Origin of the sequence: Porphyromonas sp. COT-108 OH1349, from assembly GCF_000768755.1 — a bacterium.
GTDB classification, from domain to species: domain Bacteria; phylum Bacteroidota; class Bacteroidia; order Bacteroidales; family Porphyromonadaceae; genus Porphyromonas_A; species Porphyromonas_A canoris.
On sequence record NZ_JRAH01000036.1, the window covers coordinates 1 to 15,999 of the forward strand.

A 15,999-nucleotide genomic window follows, 5' to 3' on the forward strand; every position below is an offset into this window, starting at 1 on the left:
CATTGAAGTAGAGCCGAACAATACTCGGATTGAACCTTCATTCATGCCTGCGATGAGCGTCTTTCTTGCCTTGTCAGTCTTGGCTTCCTGAATGAAGCGTATCTCCTGAGCGGGTATGCCGTGATCTTCCACCAACTTGCGCTTGATTTCGGAATAGGGATTCCATTCGCCCGGCTTGTAGGTGCCTAGATCACTGAATACAAATTGCGTTCCTTTCTGNGTGATCTTCCACCAACTTGCGCTTGATTTCGGAATAGGGATTCCATTCGCCCGGCTTGTAGGTGCCTAGATCACTGAATACAAATTGCGTTCCTTTCTGTTCCTCAAACTTGTGGTAATACTCCGCAATCTTGGCAGCACAGTGGGAGGCTTTGTTGTCCACATGATCTCCGTACTTGTTAGGATCAATAAGTCTCAAATCTAAGCTCATCTTTCGAGCCATGTCCGTTGCGATAAGCATCTTGGCTTTCTCCTCTCTATCGGAGAGTTTCTCTCGTCCCAATAATTCCGCATTACCTGTCTTGGCAAATTCCACCAACTTGGCAATGAANATAAGCATCTTGGCTTTCTCCTCTCTATCGGAGAGTTTCTCTCGTCCCAATAATTCCGCATTACCTGTCTTGGCAAATTCCACCAACTTGGCAATGAATTCCTCCTGTTCGGGTGTAGGTGGTATGTTGTGCATAATCTCATTCTTTTCGGGGCGGTCTATGCCGATGTCCTTTGCCGTTCGATAATCGGTGATTTCCGCATAAAATCGGATTGAGGAGAGTTAATATTTTGATATTGAGTAGATAGCAATGTATCTACTCGGAGAAGGGGAACGTATAAGAAACGAGCGAGGTGCTTCTTACTTCTTGATTTTGCACCTTTACAAATATCCCTTGCTCCTTACGTACGAAGGTACTGATTTCACAACGAAAAACACTTGAAACAAAAGGAAATTGTTTCCAATATTGCCCTAGATATTTTGATAGTTATTAAAAAAGGAAGCAGAGCTAAGGGACAAAATGTTACCTTAGTGAAGAGAGCCCAACTCCTCCACCTCCTTTATAACAAATATAACACTCTTTGCACAAGCCATCGGTAAACTACCAAAAGAAAAGATTAGAAAGATTATTCGAGAGTAAGGTACAGACAATTCTCAAACTGCGACTCTGTAAGAGACATTTCCAATGGTCTTAATTCTGCCAACGGCAATCTGAACCACTTAGACATAGCTCGTGCCCTTCTAAATCTACCATCGCTTACCAGAATGCTCACAGAAATAGTCAGGTGTTCAGAGACATCTACTATGCCACTTTTCAACATTTTGGACAGCAGAGCTTGTGGTAACGTCGCAAATTCCATTTCAAGGTGTCCATAAAACTGCTTGGCTCCTCAATGGTGACCTTGACGCTGTCTCTTTACGATTGGGCACACTACACCACAACAAAGGACACCATTAAGATGCATACACTGCTCGATTATGAAACTCTTCTTTCTGAATTCGTGACCATTAGAACAGGAAAGTGTACGGACGAGAAAGCCTTTTTTGAAATACCAATAGCCCCTTATTCAGTAGTGGTGGCGAATAGGGGTTACTGTAATTTCGAACTATTGAATGATTGGGATAGCAAGCATATACTTTTCGTAGCTCGCCATCGGGACAATCTTCTTTATGGGGCTATCCGAGACTAGACCTACTCCAACACGCAGCTCAAAATGTACTAATAGATGAATTATTGAACTCAACGGAGCCAAGACGAGTTTGAAATACCCAAAAAGACTTCGATGCATTGCAATATGGAAAGAGGAACACGAGTTTACGCTTCAATTGCTCACTAACAATATGCAATTAGCTGCATCAACCGTCGCAGAGCTCCACAAGTCGTGATGGCAAATCGAATTTTCTTCCGTAATCTCAAAAATTACTACGTATAAAGAGCTTTATTTGGACTTCTCGCAATGCTGTGGAGACGCAGATATGGACTGCCCTAACAACAATGTTGCTACTCTGTTGGCTAGAGCACACTGCTCATTACAAATGGGGGCTGGCAAACCTTGTCGTGTCGTTAAGGCTGAACACTTTTGCCAAAATTGATCTTGAAAAGTGGCTTAACCAACCCTTCACACTGCCTCCAGATGACAACAATTAGGGGCAAGGGGGGATTAAGATTCTTATTTTTCGTTGGGCTATATAAATCAATGGGTTACGCCTAACTTCTAATTTGTTTAGGATAACATGGTCTTATGCTATAAAAACATTTGTCTTGTTTGATGATAATGTATCAAGGGTATTACTTTATAGTTTCGAAGGAGTATCCTTTTGTTACAAAATATTCTAGATATCTAGGTAGCGCATAAACAAGATTTTTTTTAGCAATTGGATTGTCATGAAAGACGACAATGGAGCCATCCTGCGTATTGTCAATTGCATATTTTAGACACATTTCTTGTCTAAATGTCCTATCAAAATCATAAGTCAAGTTATCCCATAAAATAATTTTATTTGTTTTTGCAATGAGGATTGCCTGTTCTTCTGTTATTCTCCCATGAGGGGGGCGAAATAGGGGGGGATTCCCTAAAAAAAAAGGTAATAGAAGATCATTACATTGTAGCACACTATCGGTGTAAGTTCGCATTGGAGTATTGTGCCCATTCTCATGATTGTAAGTGTGGTTAGCGATTGTATGATTACTTTCAAATAGCATCTCTACTAAATGTGGTTTTTTTTCTACCTTTGCTCCGATGACGAAGAATGTTGCTTTTGCATTATAAGAATCAAGTTGCTTACTTATGAAAGGTAGTAAGTCGTCTGGGCCATCATCAAAGGTCAGGAATATTTTTTTTGTTGCATTTGGGAATCTACAAATTCCCCCTATTTTGGTATAATAGTCAAAATAATACTCGTTGGGTTTAAAAAATCGTTCTACACTCATGAAGATACTAATATTGTATGGCTACTTCCCTAATGGGCACTACTCTATTTCGACATCATTATATGAAGAATTCTCAAGCAGATCTCTCTCTGCGAAAGTAGAAACTTTTTGGCATATCAACAATAAAAACCTTCAGAATTTCTTTGCTTTTTCCCAATATGCATTGAAAAAAAAAATAAGTTTTTATCCTTCAATGTTTGGGCAAGATCAAACGTTGAAAGCCTTATGCCACATGCTTCCCAAGGAAAAGATTTTAGAGTTAATATCTGATTATGATGTTCTTGTTTCAACTCATCCTTACACTTCATATGTGCTAGCTGATTTTTTGGAAAATGATAATTCAAAGATAATTATTGATGTTCATACAAATTTTTCAGAATTTCCTGTATTTATCCACGATAGGATTAATTACCACACAGGATTATTTGCAAAAAGAGAAATTGATGCAGACACAATGAAAAAGATGATCCTTACAGGAATACCCATAAATAGTAAATATAAACATAGTACAACTCCAAAATCCTCCAATGCAAAAAAAAAGGAAATATTAATAATGAATGGTTCTGATGGATTGGGAGGAATTACTGATACAATTGTTTTTTTACAACAATTACATCACTCTTATGACATCTCCGTAGCTTGTGGAAAAAACAAAAAACTGCTACATTATCTTCAACTACATTACCCATCAATCAATGCCTTTAGTTATACCTCCGTTATGGAGGAGTTCTATAGAAAGGCAAAATTTGTTTTCACAAAAGCAAGTGGTTCATCTGTTATAGAAGCCATTTCATGTGGATGTATCCCCATCTTTACTCCAACTTACTTGCCCTGGGAAATAGAAGCAGCACGCAATCTATCTAGCATGGGTGTAGGGTTATATCTACCAGAGTTCAACTCTCTACACTTGCAGAGACTAAAAATATTGCTAGATACAGAGGCATTCCAAAAATTAATGTTACAAGCTCAATTTGAAATAGTTAACACTGATGCAACTTCTAAGATTGCAGACATAGTAGAGGGAAAAAAAATTACTTCTCTTTCTGACAATTACGATTTAGCACAGGAATTCGTTTCAAGTATAGACATATCAGAACCTTCTCCTATTACAAATATTCTTGTTAATGGAATAAAAAAATGGGGTGGAGTAGACTAGTGATTTAATTTATGGGTTTAAAATAAGATTTAGGATTTTCAGAGAAAAGCTTCCCATAAAACTCAACGCAGTAACTATCTGTCATCCCAGAGATAAAGTCACAAATAAGTCTTTTCTGTTTTTTGTTAATTTCATTTTTTTTCGCCTCAAGCTCTTCGTACTCTTTTTCTCCCAAAGAGTCACAAATGAGTATTTTTTGACTTCTGTTAAATTCCACTTTTCCCTTTTCCAAGAGCTCGTATTCTTTACAAAAATCCCTAGGGAGTAATTTATGATTAGCCTCAATTGCTTTGAAGATTTGCTCAATCATATACCCTCCTCTATAAGAGGTTACTTCGCTTTGAGAACTCTGATGCTGATAAATTCGGTGAAACTTTTTTAAAACCAAAATTTCCAGTTCTGTATCTTCCTCAAATTTTACTACACTCAAAGAATAATTTTTTTCGTTTAATACCAACGAAATTCCATCGATAAACTTATTTATGAGCGACTTGATAAATTTACTTCTTTCAAAGCCATCATTGCTTATTTTCTGGGCTTGTTTATACATATCACTCAATTGAGAAATGACATCTTCTTCACTATCCTTTAACAGAGACGTACTTTGAAAGATTCTTTTTAGGGCTTCATATATCGTCTCTCGCGTTATTTCATTATCATATTTTTCATCGTTATTAATTTGCCTTATTATATCGTCTAGAATCTCTGTATTAGGCAAAAATAGATCGAACAGATTTATAAAATTCCCTTTTAAACTATCTTCCAAATCATGCACTGCATTAGAAATATCATCTGCTAAATCCATTATAGTACATTCTATAGTCCGTTCGCCTTCACCTATTCCTAATGTTTGATTTATTTTTTCTACTAGCTCTTTCTCTGTTTCATAATAACCTTTTTTATTTGAACCTAAAGGGTAGTTGTATTTAATAATAGAGGCTAAGGAGCGAAATGTAATGTTGAGCCCACTTCTCCTTGTTGCTCTAATATTATTATTAATGATATTACATAATCCTTTCTCTAAGCAAGTTAGTATTCTGAGAGTTTGAGCATTACCTTCAAAGCCTCCACTCTCTTTCATTAACTCATTAAGCTTTTTCTCCCCACTATGCCCAAAAGGAGGATGCCCCAAATCATGTGCGTAACAAGCAAATCTCAGTACAAAAGGATTTATCTTGAAGTAATGGTTCGTATCCTTTTGTATTTTTCTTCCTATGAGCTGTGCTATGTGTTCAACTTCTAACGAGTGAGTAAGTCTATTTCTAAAGAAATCAGATTCAGAACTCGGAAAGAGTTGAGTCTTGCCTACCAGACGACGAAAACTTGCTGACAATAAGAGACGAGAGACATCCGACTCAAATGGTGTTTCATACTCATTTATCACTTCAGGCAAGTCGTAGTACTGTCTCTCATAATCTCGTTTGCTATACAATCCCATTTTATTTTGAATTATTAGGTTCATAAAAATCTATTATTTCACACTTATAGCGCTGCTGATAATTATTTTTTCGTATATAATTATTTTTTCTTTTAATTGCTGTAAAATATCCTCCTTTTTTTAAACCTATATTTTCAAGCTTGCCTACATAAACCTTTTCCACCTGAGATTTTTCAACATAATAACATCGATTTCCCAAAATATCACAAGGAGATACTAGCATCCCATCCTTTACAATAGATTCAATTCTTACTAGAAAAGGCTTATAAACATTATACAGTAGTTCATGACTAATAAAATCAACCTCTATATTATTAAAACGAATACTCCTCTTGGAAACATTCTTGTTCGCCTCCCCTTTATCCTTAAAATCATGCTCAATTCTCTGTAATATAAACTGATATGAAAAGTCAAAGGAACAGCCTTTTTCCCAAGAAAAGCCTAATGATTCACACAGAATTTCTGCTATTTCTGCGAATACTTTTGAGTTTTCACCTTCTACTCTTAACCCATTATCCATATTGTTTTTCTGGATTTTATGTAAAACTTCATCAATCCGTCCAATCAAAGTATTCCTTTCCGCTTCCGTAATTTCTTCAATATACAACTCATACTCTTCTTTTTCATGATACCTAATACGACTGGAAGATTTACGCGTAAGTTTAGGCACTTTTATCTCTTTATCCCCTAATATGAATAGCAACTCTCCTATTGCTTTATTATACAGCCAATCGGTCATATTGGAGTGTATTAAACCATACAGAGAAAAAAGGGAATCCTTTCCTTTATTGAAATAGGCACTGCAACCATATTTAAAAGCATAACGGATAGAAATAGGATCCTCAGAGGTTGTGAAGACACAAACTGGCAATAAACTATTTATACTTCTAATCTTTTTTAAAAGCTTAATGCCCGACAGATCATTGTAATTTTTATTAAGAGAATCCGATTCTAGCAGCCTAATGTCTAAAAAGACGAAATTGAATTTTTTCTCTCTTTTATCTTCGTCAATATATTCATCTCCGTGACATTTTTGAATGTTTTTGGAAAAAACACCTAATAGGCTATCGCAGCTTTTTTGAATAGATTTCTTATACTCTGAAATAAATTCCCAAACACTCTGATTGGAGATATTTGAATCCTTATTAAATCTAGTAAAAGCTGTAACATTACTATCGCCAAAAATCTGTTGAAAAAATCCCGCCCAATATTCTTTGTTATCAATAAGGAGGAGTTTGATGTCTTGAGATTCTATAACCTGTTCTAATCGGAGAGCTTTTATTTTATGTTTTAACATCAACTTTTTGTGAAGCAGAATATTACTGTCAGTCGCAAATAAGGGTTCCTTTTCCAGTAAGTACTTTAATCGTTCTTCGTAATTACGTGGATAATTCTCGTGTTCTTTTAAATAGTAAAACTCTCTATAAAGTCTTTGCAAGCCAAAAAAATTCTCTGCATGATAGTCATGCTTAGCTCTTTCATCCTCTGTTATCACTATATAGTTAAGTAAATTTTTCTCAAAGTCTTCTTCCTCTTTAAGAAAGTCGATTTCATAAGAAGCGTATGCTTTGAGTATGCTATCTAGCATTATTCTTGGAGAGAGAACGAGGTCTATCAGAGAGATGCTAGGTGCATTCAGAATTATATTATCTGGATTCTGCTTTATCAAATAGTGAAGATTAAAGAACGATAAGGCGATTATTTTTCTACTGCGCTTCTCTCTTAGGGATTCGGTAAGAAGAATATGCTTTATCAATTCTATACCAGGGCTTTCTCCTAATATTTTTTCATCCTTAAAGACACTTTCTAATTCAATGATATATGACTCAAATTGTTGAGAATTACTTTTTAACTCATTAATTACATCAGCAATACTCTTCTCGCTAGTGTTGATATGAATGATTTCAGTCTGTTCTGATAATTCTTGTTGTCTAATTAAACTTTCTACAAAGTTTACTCTGGAACTGATATATAAAAATCTTATCATTTTAAACGCTCTATTTTTTGTGTTAATTCGTTTAGCAAAAATGTATGGTTCGTAGGTATTAAGAGAAAATTGGTCGCGGCAAGACAATAGCATATCCTTGCAGTGAAAAGCAAAGCGGTTTTATCGTTAACTATAACTCTCTGCAAAAGTTCTCCAAAAAAAATCCAAAAGGACTTTTCATCTGCAGGTTTTAGCCCTTGAAAAGCTTCGAAGGTATAGAAAAAGTCGCTGATAGAGAAAGGGATATTATAACTTTCTGCCCATTCGGTTATAATATTCTGGTATGCATGAGGGATAAATAACCTTGCATTTAATGATATGTTTTTTAAATCGAAATCGATTATTTTCCTTCTTAGAAGTGTGTCTAGATTACTATACCAATCTGGATCAATAATGGATCTTGCAGGATTCTTATTTTCGTTTTTATTCGCTATATAGACTGCGAGCAATTCCACATCTCTTAAATCTTTAGGTTCACCCCTATGTTTTTTTATTACATCAATTAATTCTGGAATCATCACCTTGTATCCATCATAATAAAAATACAATTCTGGTGATGTAATGATATCTGAAATTGTAAGATTCAACAATCTATCAAATCCACACTCAATCATATAACGATTATGGCAATCAACCCTTTGTGGTAAAGGTGTTAACGATCTCTCATTTCCATTAAATAGAAAGTCTAAATCATAACAATCTCGCAAATTACATACAGCCAATATTGCACTACCATCAATACAAAAATTATCAGGACTAATGTTGCTAAGCTGAATATATTGCCTGTAAAGGGAAATCTGATGAAGAAAGTTTGGAAATCTAGTAACTTGAGCAGTATTTATAAAATCAACTGTATTCTGATTAAAGGCAATTGACGACAATTCACAAGTGGTATCATAAGTATCTGTGGAGTGTACAGAGTGGTTCCCTATTCCACATAGCGTTCTTATATCCTTCTTTAAGGAGATTATTTCTTCGAGACTTTCACTTACAACCAAATAAACTCTAACAAATCCTTCTTTTGAAAAACATTGTCCTGCTTTCCAGCGAGCCCCCTTGAAACAATTGTTAAAATTTCCCAGCCAATCTTCCTTACGGTATAGGGTTAACATAAAATTCAATTGACCAGTCACGTTCAAATAGAAGTCCTTATCATAATAAACACTGACTCTATCTCGAATCAGACTATCAATCTCATCATACCGATCTTTACAGGCTGGAAATAGGCAAATCGTGTAGGATTTAGAAAAACGTTTAGCATATTCCAACGCAACATAATCCATCATTTCTGTAGGCATTCCTTTGCTACGAAAAAAACGATAGTCAAAAGCATACCATGTTAATGGGAACTTCTTATCTAGAAGAACAGAGTTAACACTCATTTTTTTCACACTAGCAATAGCTAACCTATGAGCCCCATCTATAGGGCAAAAAGTTTTGTCAATTGGTATAGTAATGAGAGACTTTGGAATATTTTTTTTCGAGAAAAGCTCAATCAATTTTTCAAATGATTCCCTAAAATCTTTTCCATTGTTTTTATTGGGAAAATTATCCTCTCTGAAATTGTTAAAATATCGTATATGTTCCTCGTAAAGCCTACAAATCCATTTGTTAAGAGTTCCTCGTAAATAATTCTCAACATAAAGTACCTTTACCATTAAATCAAAACGTAGCGGATTAAAAATAATACTATCCGCTGGATATGTAACGACTTCAGTTGTTTCTGCCAATATGTTATATTCAAAAACATGCTGAGAGATGAGGTCCTTAATATTTTTCATTATTCAATAGAGTATCTATTTGATTAAGAATATTATTACTTGTTTCTGTCTCAAATTTTCGGGCAAATAAGAAAAATGGATTTAGGCAAATAGATGTAAAATAATTAAGATACTCATCATTAAACACCATTGGTTTTATATCTCTACTCCAATCCAAATACTTCAATCGATGATTAATAACTCTGCGACTAAACTCGGGGTTATTCATAATAATCGTTTGAAAAAAAATTTCATCTGGAATAAATGTAAATTTGTGAAAGTCGTAATATTGAGGATTCTCTTTAACAAAATTATCAATGTAATTCACTGCATCATACGGTAAAGCCCACCACTGTGAACCGCCCCAAGCGATTAACTTTGTTTCCTTTCCCTCAATTGTTGCAGGTGGTAATTGTCGAGGAAAACTACATCCTCTAAATTTATGTTTTAGTCTTCGCACGATGTCATCATCGAAAATAAGCTTCCATTGACTATTGTCTCCTTGCTTGCTGATAACTCTTTTTTCCAAGCTCTCCCTTTGCTTATCCTCCCTTAACCGATACCAATCGGTCTCCAAAATCAGATTATAGCAACCAAGTCTATCCGAAAAGACAATCTTTTGCCACTCCTTTGTGCAATTAAACTGGTTGAAAATCTCCATGTATAGATTTCCCTCTGAATATTGAAAGAAATCAAAGATAAATTGATTATCCTTCACAGGATAATCTTGACCACTAAGCAAGACTGCATAATCAAAAGAAAACTCTAATCTCAACATTTCTTTTATTGCATTTAGGGTTGCTTTTACAAGAGAAATCCCTCCCCATACACCATCGACACGCTCTTCTACTAAGTAAATATTACTTGTTATACATTTGAGAGACTCTAGCTCCTTGATCTTTTTTTTTCTGTCCCAATGAACAATAAATATTGTGCTTCCCTCTACATTCAACTGAGAAATTAGTCGTTTTAGCAAGTTGGGCTGATTATGAGCCAAAATAATATAAGCAATTTTAAACCTCTTCATTTGTTTACGCATTTTTAATACATAGGGAAGGTGTATCTAAGTTCTTTCTTTAATCCTGAGACAATTAATACTTCTTTTTGTTGCTGTATGATTTGTTAGAAATAAATTACATCTCCTCACACCAGAAATAAATTTTGATGATAATATCCAACATTGCATATCTCTTTAGAATAAGTTTTGTCTTCTTTCTAAATAAGTGCTGGCAATCTTATTTGCGCAACACCTTGATTCTAAATATCTGTTTTTATGTTGACATCTATCCGTAAAATAACAAGATGTACATCTAATGAAGAGATTAAATGTCTTTGGTTTACTCTACTGTTGCGTACAAAGGTAAAAAAAGTTTGATAGTATTTTCTTTTATCTCCTTTCATATAGTCTTTTTCAATGTTATCCCAAAAATCGGCTCGGAGGGTAAATGAATTACCTATAGTCAACATATCCTCACCCATAGAGTTTCTCTCATATAATGGGACATATCGGAAGAGTTAAAAAAACTCTTGTGGATTTCCCTGATAAGCAAGGGGCAGTCTTCTTGCTTGCTCTTGTAATCTGATTAAAGTAGCGGAGTAAGTCTCAAATTTGCAGAGCATTCTTTGGGCAGTAGCAATAGTATGGTGGCTGTTAAGTATCTTGACCGCTTCGCTGTAAAGAACTCCAATATGTCTCATTAGGGCGACAATGTTGTCAAGTTCTTTGTGAGGTACTGCCCAGCATTAGCATCCTCTGTGCTAACCTTAAAGGGTTGGTTTAGTAGCCGTCCTCTTAGGTAGTCACTTTTCGTTTTTGCGCCCGACTTTCGGCATAGCTCAATGAGCGTCTGCTGGTTTTCAGGATTGGGTATTCTGATGTGCCATCTAGCACGTTCTGTTTCATCTTTTTTGTTATTCTGTTATGACGACTTTGAAGTGATTGATACCCTCATTGGGGCAAGGGTCTTTGTCGGCAGAAACGAAGTTTGTCGGACAAAGACACACCTTGCTACCGAAAAAACTCGGTATATCGCTTATCTGAACTCTTGCATCCATTGAGTGCAGGTATTCAGATGGGCTTTGAGTGCTAAGCACGCAAGGCATCAGAGTTTCCTCCATACTTCTACATCCTCTTTGTACTGCTCGAGATGCTCTCTGAGTATTCGCTCCACATAGCCCGAGATTGTCGCCCCACGTTCGCCTATTCTGCGAACGACAAAGTCTAAGCTCTTGAGCGTTTCTTCGGACACATAGACCGCTTTGCGGTGGATGATGCGTTGGGGCTGGAGGTACTTCTCTTGAAATTGGGCGAGTCGTTCCCTTTTTTGAGCTAAGCCTTGCTTGAAGGTAGGCTCTTCGACTTTAGGTGGTGTCGGGGCTTTACTCGGCTGGGCTTGGTGCTGGGGCTTAGGCTTCGATGGCGGATTTTGAGGTAGTGGAGCAAACTTCTTGCTAAAGTTAGGCATACCATTCTCATCATCGTCTTCATCATAGTCAAAGGCGAGTTTAGACCTATTCGGGTTTATTCCATAGTTCCCCAGCCGTTTCAAACCCTCGCTGAGGATTTTATCTTTCTCTTCTTGTGTCATACTATCTCTTTGTTAGAATGGGGTTATAATGCCTTTCGAGCATTGCTTGGATGTCGCTCTGCGTGTAGAGTATCTTACCTCCTATCTTGTAATAGGCTAATGTGCCGTTGCTGCGATACTCTTGGAGCGTGCGTGTGCTAAGTTTGAGTAGCTCGCATACCTCCTCGCCATTAAGGAATACCTCACCGCCTAACATCGGGCGAGCCGAAGCACAATAACGCTCCAGCTTGGCTAATACACCCTCCATCATCTGCGTAAACAGTTGCATTTGAGGGCTTTCGCTTGTAATGATTTCAGTCTCTGCCATAGTGCATTCATTCTGTTTGTGCGTTCATAGCTCCTGCGATGTCACTGGCTTTGTAGTAGCACTTGTGTCCGACCATTGAAAAGGGGATTTTGCCCGTGTCCCTCAGCGTCTGTAAGGTTCGCTTGCTGATGTTGAGCCTACGGCATACGGCTTCGTTGTCGAGCCACTCTTCTGTTTCGGGAGGATTGCCGATGAGTTGCTCAATGCGGTGGATAAAGTCGGCAAAGGAGAAATGAAGCTGTTCCCACGCTTTGCCGTCTACGATGATAATTTTCATTGCGTTTTTCGGTGTTAAATTGCGTTCGTCTTATGGAGCAGGCGAATGCAACCGCTCTCGCCTGCCTCTTCTTTTGGTGGCAAAATTAGGGCTAAGAGTGCAGCTCTCAAGAGCTTCAGGAGGAGCAAGGAAAACGAGGGAAAAGGCAGGCAAAGGGGCAGGCTGAAAAAGGGCTTACTTGCGGTAATGAGATGAGGAGTCGGCTCGTTCCTATGGGCGAAAATGGCTCGTTTGAGATGTCGATTGGTCGAGAAATCGATATATCGACATCTCGAGAATTCGACATTTCGATAAATCGATAAATCGAACGTTCGATTTATCGAGAGTTTGATAGGCTGTTTGAGCGGTAGGTAGTACGATTGCTTTGGCGATAGCCAGCACTATTGTTTGAGCTATCTCTCAAACAATAGCCATAGCGATAGATAGCTTTAAGCCTTGCTTGCGTCCAAAGAGCCTGAGTATCTCGTATTCGTTCGGGCTTTTCTCCACGAAGGGTGGTCTTGCCGAGCAAGGTGGGAGGGAATGAATACGACCGCTAGAATACAGAAAAGTCCTGCGGTGGAGATTCTTCCCTCCCTCCGCAGGACTTGACCTTGATGGGCAAACAGACCGCCCTTGTACCTTTGCCCGAAATGAAGACGACCTTAGGCGGTGGACGGCTCGGCTTCGCTGGCTGTGGCTCGCTTGCGTGGTGGGCAAACTCGCAGAGCCTTGCGAAGCGTCTGCGTCTGCTCGCTACCCATCAGAGGCAGCATCTCCTTGGCGATTTTCTGCTTGCTGACCTTAGCATATAGCTCTGTGGTACTGATAAAGCGATGCCCTAACATCTTACTTACCGTTTCAATCGGCAAGCCGTTCTCCAAACAGATGGTTGTGGCAAAGGTATGCCGTGCGGTGTGCGAACTCGCCTCTGTGTGGGGCGAGCATCCAGCCTTGATGAGTAGCTCACGGATTTTGCGATTGAAGTGGCTGTTTACAGGGAACTCTCGGAAGTATAGCCCCTCCGAGCGTCCTTGCCCTACAAAGGCGAGAATCTCCTCGGCAATGGGTAGCAGTGGCACGATACAACAATTCTGCGTCTTGGTGCGGTAGAGCGAGATGTATCTGCGTCCATCGCTGAGGGTATAGATGTCCTCCATCCGCAATTTCTTGAGGTCAGAGAAAGCCAAGCCAGTGAAACAGCCCAAGAGGAATATCAGTCTGATATGATTATCCACAGAGCGGTGCGGACGATAAGCCAAAAGTTTTCGTAGTTCGTCACCGCTGAGCGAGTTGCGTTCGTAGGCAGGGGTGTCTATGTCGATGAGGTCAAAAGGGTCTTCTCTCACGACGCCCTCCATCAAAGCTCTGCGAATAACTTGGTGCAGGTGTCTGAGGCGGTTGGCAACAGAGCTTACCTTATTGCCTAAGTCTCGGAGCATATAGAGCCGATAATCCTCTATCAGCCCCTTGTTCACTTCGTAAGGCATACATCCGCTTCGCCCCCTCGAAGCCAAAAAGCGAGCAAAGCTCTTGTAACTATCCCGAAAGACTTTTATGGTGGCTTTACTGAGAGATTTACCCTCATAAGCCCTCTTAGCCTCGCAGACCGTTTGATATAGCTCTAAGATGGACTGCTGAGGCTTTTCCTTGCGAAGAAATTGCTCCTTGAGGTACTCGGCTGTGATGTATTGCTCTTCTCTAAGAATGCGTTCGTAGAGTGCATTCAATCCTTGCTCGATAGCATTCAGTGCGTTGTTGATACCTTGAGCCGTGGGAGAACTGGATCTTATTCTTGCCCTCTGAATGTTCCAATCTTCGGGAGCTGTTTGTTGCTTGGTAGAGAACGAAGCAGTCTTGCCATTACAGGAAATGCGACAACGGATAAGACATAGCCCCTTCTCATTCGCCTTGCTACGGTCGATAAAGAATAAAACTGAGAATGTACTTTTCATTGTCTTGCTTTTAGTTGGTTAAACGATAGTGGGCAATCTCGGGGAGGATACGCTCTACATCCCGAAACACACGTTCGGGCGAGGTCTCGGCATAGACTTGCGTAGTCTTGATTTGACTATGCCCCAGCATCTTTGACACGCTTTCGATAGATACCCCTTCGGAGAGGGTCATCTGAGAGGCAAAGGTGTGGCGAGCCATATGGAAGGTGAGGCATTTATTGATTTTGCACAGCTTCGCAATCTTCTTCAGATGGATATTGACCGTATCACAGCCAGGAATGGGCAGAAGATAGCCCTTGGGAGGTTCGTGGCGAAAGGCTCGGGTGTGAATGCCTCGGTACTGCTCGATGATGGCAGCAGCCTCGGGCAAGAGGGGGATGTGGCACACATTGCCTGTCTTGATGCGAGGCTTGCGTATCCAAGTCATACCGCCCTCCTCGACAAGATGTTCAGCCGTAAGGTGGTAAATATCCGTGTACGATAAGCCTGTATAGCAAGCAAAGACAAACATATCTCTTGACACTAACTCATAATCTCCTAATTGCGTTTCATCTAAGGCGATAATACGCAAGAGCTCCTCCTTGGTAATGTAGCGTGGCGAACCGACATCCCAGCGGATAGAATAGCCCAAGAAGGGATAAGTGTCGATGATATGCCGTTTGTATAGGTCTTTCAGTAGCGAAGCCAGCATAGAGAGGTAGCCAGCCGTGGTATTGAGTTTGAAAGCTTTCTCTCTGGAGAGATAAACCTCAAAGTCTTCAACCAAGGCTCTACCAACTTTCTGAACAGGCAGGTCGCCTACTCGATAGCGGTGTTTGATGAAAGCCTCGAAATGCTTGCGAAATAGCAAGATACACTTATACCTGCGTTCACTGCGGTCTATGCCCACACGCTCTCGAAAGCGTGCCAAATAGCCCTCCAAATGATAGAGCAACCCTTGGCTATCGCTGTTTAAGCCAAAGAGAGTGTTTTTAACCTCCTCAGCTGTTACCGTTTCCCCTTGCTTCCTCTGCAAATGTTCAAAGGCTCGATGTACAGCGAGTTGTAAGCGGTCGAGTTCTGCGTTTACAGATACAGCTTCGGCACTTTTGCCCACGAGTCTGCTCTTACGGCTATCCCATAGCTGGGGAGAGCAAGCAATTTTGCAACTGAATTGCACCATTGTTCGCCCCACACTGAGGCGAGCCATAATCGGACTTTTACCTTCCTTACTCTGTGTGCCTCGCTTGAGGTAAAAGAGTAGCTTCAATGTCTTTTCTTTCATTGTCGTTTTTGTTTACAAAGTTAGACCTCTAAGGGATAGTTGTCGCTACGCAAAACATTGAAAACAAGAGAGAAAATACCGTTTTAGTTACCACTTTTTGCTTACCTCTTCCGAAGCCCCTAAAAGGGAACGATTTGGTAATTGAACTCGCTCTTTCAACTGCTCTTTTTTGCCTTTTTTCGTGGTGCAAGCCAATGCACCAAACCGAAAGAAATGCTGTTAATCAAGCAGATAACCTTTTCTCGCTTCCCCTTACTCCTAACTCCCATATTTGAGCGTAGAACGCCGCCAACTCAGGCACTTTGATAAAATAGCGGAAACGCTCCTTCTGCACGATTTCATTGGTAACAGAGAACTCATAGTCCAC

Annotated in this window: 13 protein-coding genes and 3 pseudogenes; 3 read left to right on the plus strand and 13 right to left on the minus strand. The window is 39.2% G+C overall.

Annotated elements, in window-relative coordinates:
* Positions 1-757, minus strand: a pseudogene (locus JT26_RS11170) (hypothetical protein); the annotation flags it as partial.
* Between the two features lie 295 nt (positions 758-1,052).
* Between JT26_RS11170 and JT26_RS09510 the strand changes: the two are divergent.
* Positions 1,053-2,138 (plus strand): annotated as a pseudogene (locus tag JT26_RS09510) (IS4 family transposase).
* 141 nt (positions 2,139-2,279) lie between these two features.
* Here the strand turns inward: JT26_RS09510 and JT26_RS09515 are convergent.
* Positions 2,280-2,921 (minus strand): polysaccharide deacetylase family protein, encoded by a 642-nt coding sequence (locus JT26_RS09515; RefSeq protein WP_052110508.1) that lies wholly within the window; start codon positions 2,919-2,921, stop codon positions 2,280-2,282.
* On the opposite strand from JT26_RS09515, the gene JT26_RS09520 reads away from it, so the two are divergent.
* Positions 2,920-4,077: a hypothetical protein gene (locus JT26_RS09520; protein WP_036849249.1), complete on the plus strand. Its 1,158-nt coding sequence runs from the start codon at positions 2,920-2,922 to the stop codon at positions 4,075-4,077. The two genes, JT26_RS09515 and JT26_RS09520, sit on opposite strands and share 2 nt — an antisense overlap.
* A 4-nt stretch (positions 4,078-4,081) precedes the next feature.
* On the opposite strand, the gene JT26_RS09525 is transcribed toward JT26_RS09520, so the two are convergent.
* The 9 genes and pseudogenes from JT26_RS09525 to JT26_RS09565 form a co-directional block, all read right to left on the minus strand.
* Positions 4,082-5,539 carry a deoxyguanosinetriphosphate triphosphohydrolase family protein gene (locus JT26_RS09525; RefSeq protein ID WP_036849252.1) on the minus strand — a complete coding sequence of 486 codons (1,458 nt, stop codon included), beginning with the start codon at positions 5,537-5,539 and terminating at the stop codon, positions 4,082-4,084.
* Positions 5,517-7,502: a response regulator gene (locus JT26_RS09530; protein ID WP_036849254.1), complete on the minus strand. Its 1,986-nt coding sequence runs from the start codon at positions 7,500-7,502 to the stop codon at positions 5,517-5,519. Before JT26_RS09530 ends, JT26_RS09525 begins: the two co-directional genes overlap by 23 nt.
* Positions 7,499-9,283, minus strand: a complete 1,785-nt coding sequence (locus JT26_RS09535; protein ID WP_036849256.1) for a hypothetical protein — start codon at positions 9,281-9,283, stop codon at positions 7,499-7,501. The genes JT26_RS09530 and JT26_RS09535 overlap by 4 nt, the downstream gene beginning before the upstream one ends.
* The gene (locus tag JT26_RS09540; RefSeq protein ID WP_160217658.1) at positions 9,270-10,289 is read right to left on the minus strand and encodes a beta-1,6-N-acetylglucosaminyltransferase; all 1,020 of its coding nucleotides are present in this window, start codon (positions 10,287-10,289) and stop codon (positions 9,270-9,272) included. Before JT26_RS09540 ends, JT26_RS09535 begins: the two co-directional genes overlap by 14 nt.
* Positions 10,290-10,777: 488 nt before the next feature.
* A pseudogene (locus JT26_RS11055) lies at positions 10,778-11,148 on the minus strand (hypothetical protein); the annotation flags it as partial.
* Positions 11,149-11,173: 25 nt separating this feature from the next.
* A complete protein-coding gene (locus JT26_RS09550) occupies positions 11,174-11,380 on the minus strand; it encodes a hypothetical protein (protein ID WP_036849260.1) in 207 nt (68 codons plus the stop codon).
* Positions 11,365-11,850: a DUF3408 domain-containing protein gene (locus JT26_RS09555; protein ID WP_036849262.1), complete on the minus strand. Its 486-nt coding sequence runs from the start codon at positions 11,848-11,850 to the stop codon at positions 11,365-11,367. Before JT26_RS09555 ends, JT26_RS09550 begins: the two co-directional genes overlap by 16 nt.
* 1 nt (position 11,851) lies before the next feature.
* Positions 11,852-12,157, minus strand: coding sequence for a helix-turn-helix domain-containing protein (locus tag JT26_RS09560; protein WP_036849264.1), 306 nt, complete (start codon positions 12,155-12,157; stop codon positions 11,852-11,854).
* 7 nt (positions 12,158-12,164) lie between these two features.
* Entirely contained in the window at positions 12,165-12,434 is a 270-nt protein-coding gene (locus tag JT26_RS09565; RefSeq protein ID WP_036849266.1) for a helix-turn-helix domain-containing protein, read from the minus strand.
* On the opposite strand from JT26_RS09565, the gene JT26_RS10705 reads away from it, so the two are divergent.
* Positions 12,421-12,600, plus strand: coding sequence for a hypothetical protein (locus tag JT26_RS10705; RefSeq protein ID WP_152567023.1), 180 nt, complete (start codon positions 12,421-12,423; stop codon positions 12,598-12,600). The genes JT26_RS09565 and JT26_RS10705 overlap by 14 nt on opposite strands.
* Before the next feature lie 478 nt (positions 12,601-13,078).
* On the opposite strand, the gene JT26_RS09570 is transcribed toward JT26_RS10705, so the two are convergent.
* Positions 13,079-14,368 (minus strand): site-specific integrase, encoded by a 1,290-nt coding sequence (locus JT26_RS09570; RefSeq protein ID WP_036849268.1) that lies wholly within the window; start codon positions 14,366-14,368, stop codon positions 13,079-13,081.
* A gap of 10 nt (positions 14,369-14,378) precedes the next feature.
* Entirely contained in the window at positions 14,379-15,632 is a 1,254-nt protein-coding gene (locus JT26_RS09575) for a site-specific integrase (protein ID WP_036849270.1), read from the minus strand.
* Positions 15,633-15,999 lie beyond the last annotated feature (367 nt).

Coding starts and splice junctions, on each gene's coding strand:
- JT26_RS09560 (WP_036849264.1), bottom strand. CDS start 12,157: ATGGCAGAGACTGAAATCATTACAAGCGAAAGCCCTCAAATGCAACTG.
- JT26_RS09540 (WP_160217658.1), bottom strand. CDS start 10,289: ATGAAGAGGTTTAAAATTGCTTATATTATTTTGGCTCATAATCAGCCC.
- JT26_RS09565 (WP_036849266.1), bottom strand. CDS start 12,434: ATGAAAATTATCATCGTAGACGGCAAAGCGTGGGAACAGCTTCATTTC.
- JT26_RS09550 (WP_036849260.1), bottom strand. CDS start 11,380: ATGGAGGAAACTCTGATGCCTTGCGTGCTTAGCACTCAAAGCCCATCT.
- JT26_RS09530 (WP_036849254.1), bottom strand. CDS start 7,502: ATGATAAGATTTTTATATATCAGTTCCAGAGTAAACTTTGTAGAAAGT.
- JT26_RS09555 (WP_036849262.1), bottom strand. CDS start 11,850: ATGACACAAGAAGAGAAAGATAAAATCCTCAGCGAGGGTTTGAAACGG.
- JT26_RS09535 (WP_036849256.1), bottom strand. CDS start 9,283: ATGAAAAATATTAAGGACCTCATCTCTCAGCATGTTTTTGAATATAAC.
- JT26_RS09575 (WP_036849270.1), bottom strand. CDS start 15,632: ATGAAAGAAAAGACATTGAAGCTACTCTTTTACCTCAAGCGAGGCACA.
- JT26_RS09515 (WP_052110508.1), bottom strand. CDS start 2,921: ATGAGTGTAGAACGATTTTTTAAACCCAACGAGTATTATTTTGACTAT.
- JT26_RS10705 (WP_152567023.1), top strand. CDS start 12,421: ATGATAATTTTCATTGCGTTTTTCGGTGTTAAATTGCGTTCGTCTTAT.
- JT26_RS09525 (WP_036849252.1), bottom strand. CDS start 5,539: ATGAACCTAATAATTCAAAATAAAATGGGATTGTATAGCAAACGAGAT.
- JT26_RS09520 (WP_036849249.1), top strand. CDS start 2,920: ATGAAGATACTAATATTGTATGGCTACTTCCCTAATGGGCACTACTCT.
- JT26_RS09570 (WP_036849268.1), bottom strand. CDS start 14,368: ATGAAAAGTACATTCTCAGTTTTATTCTTTATCGACCGTAGCAAGGCG.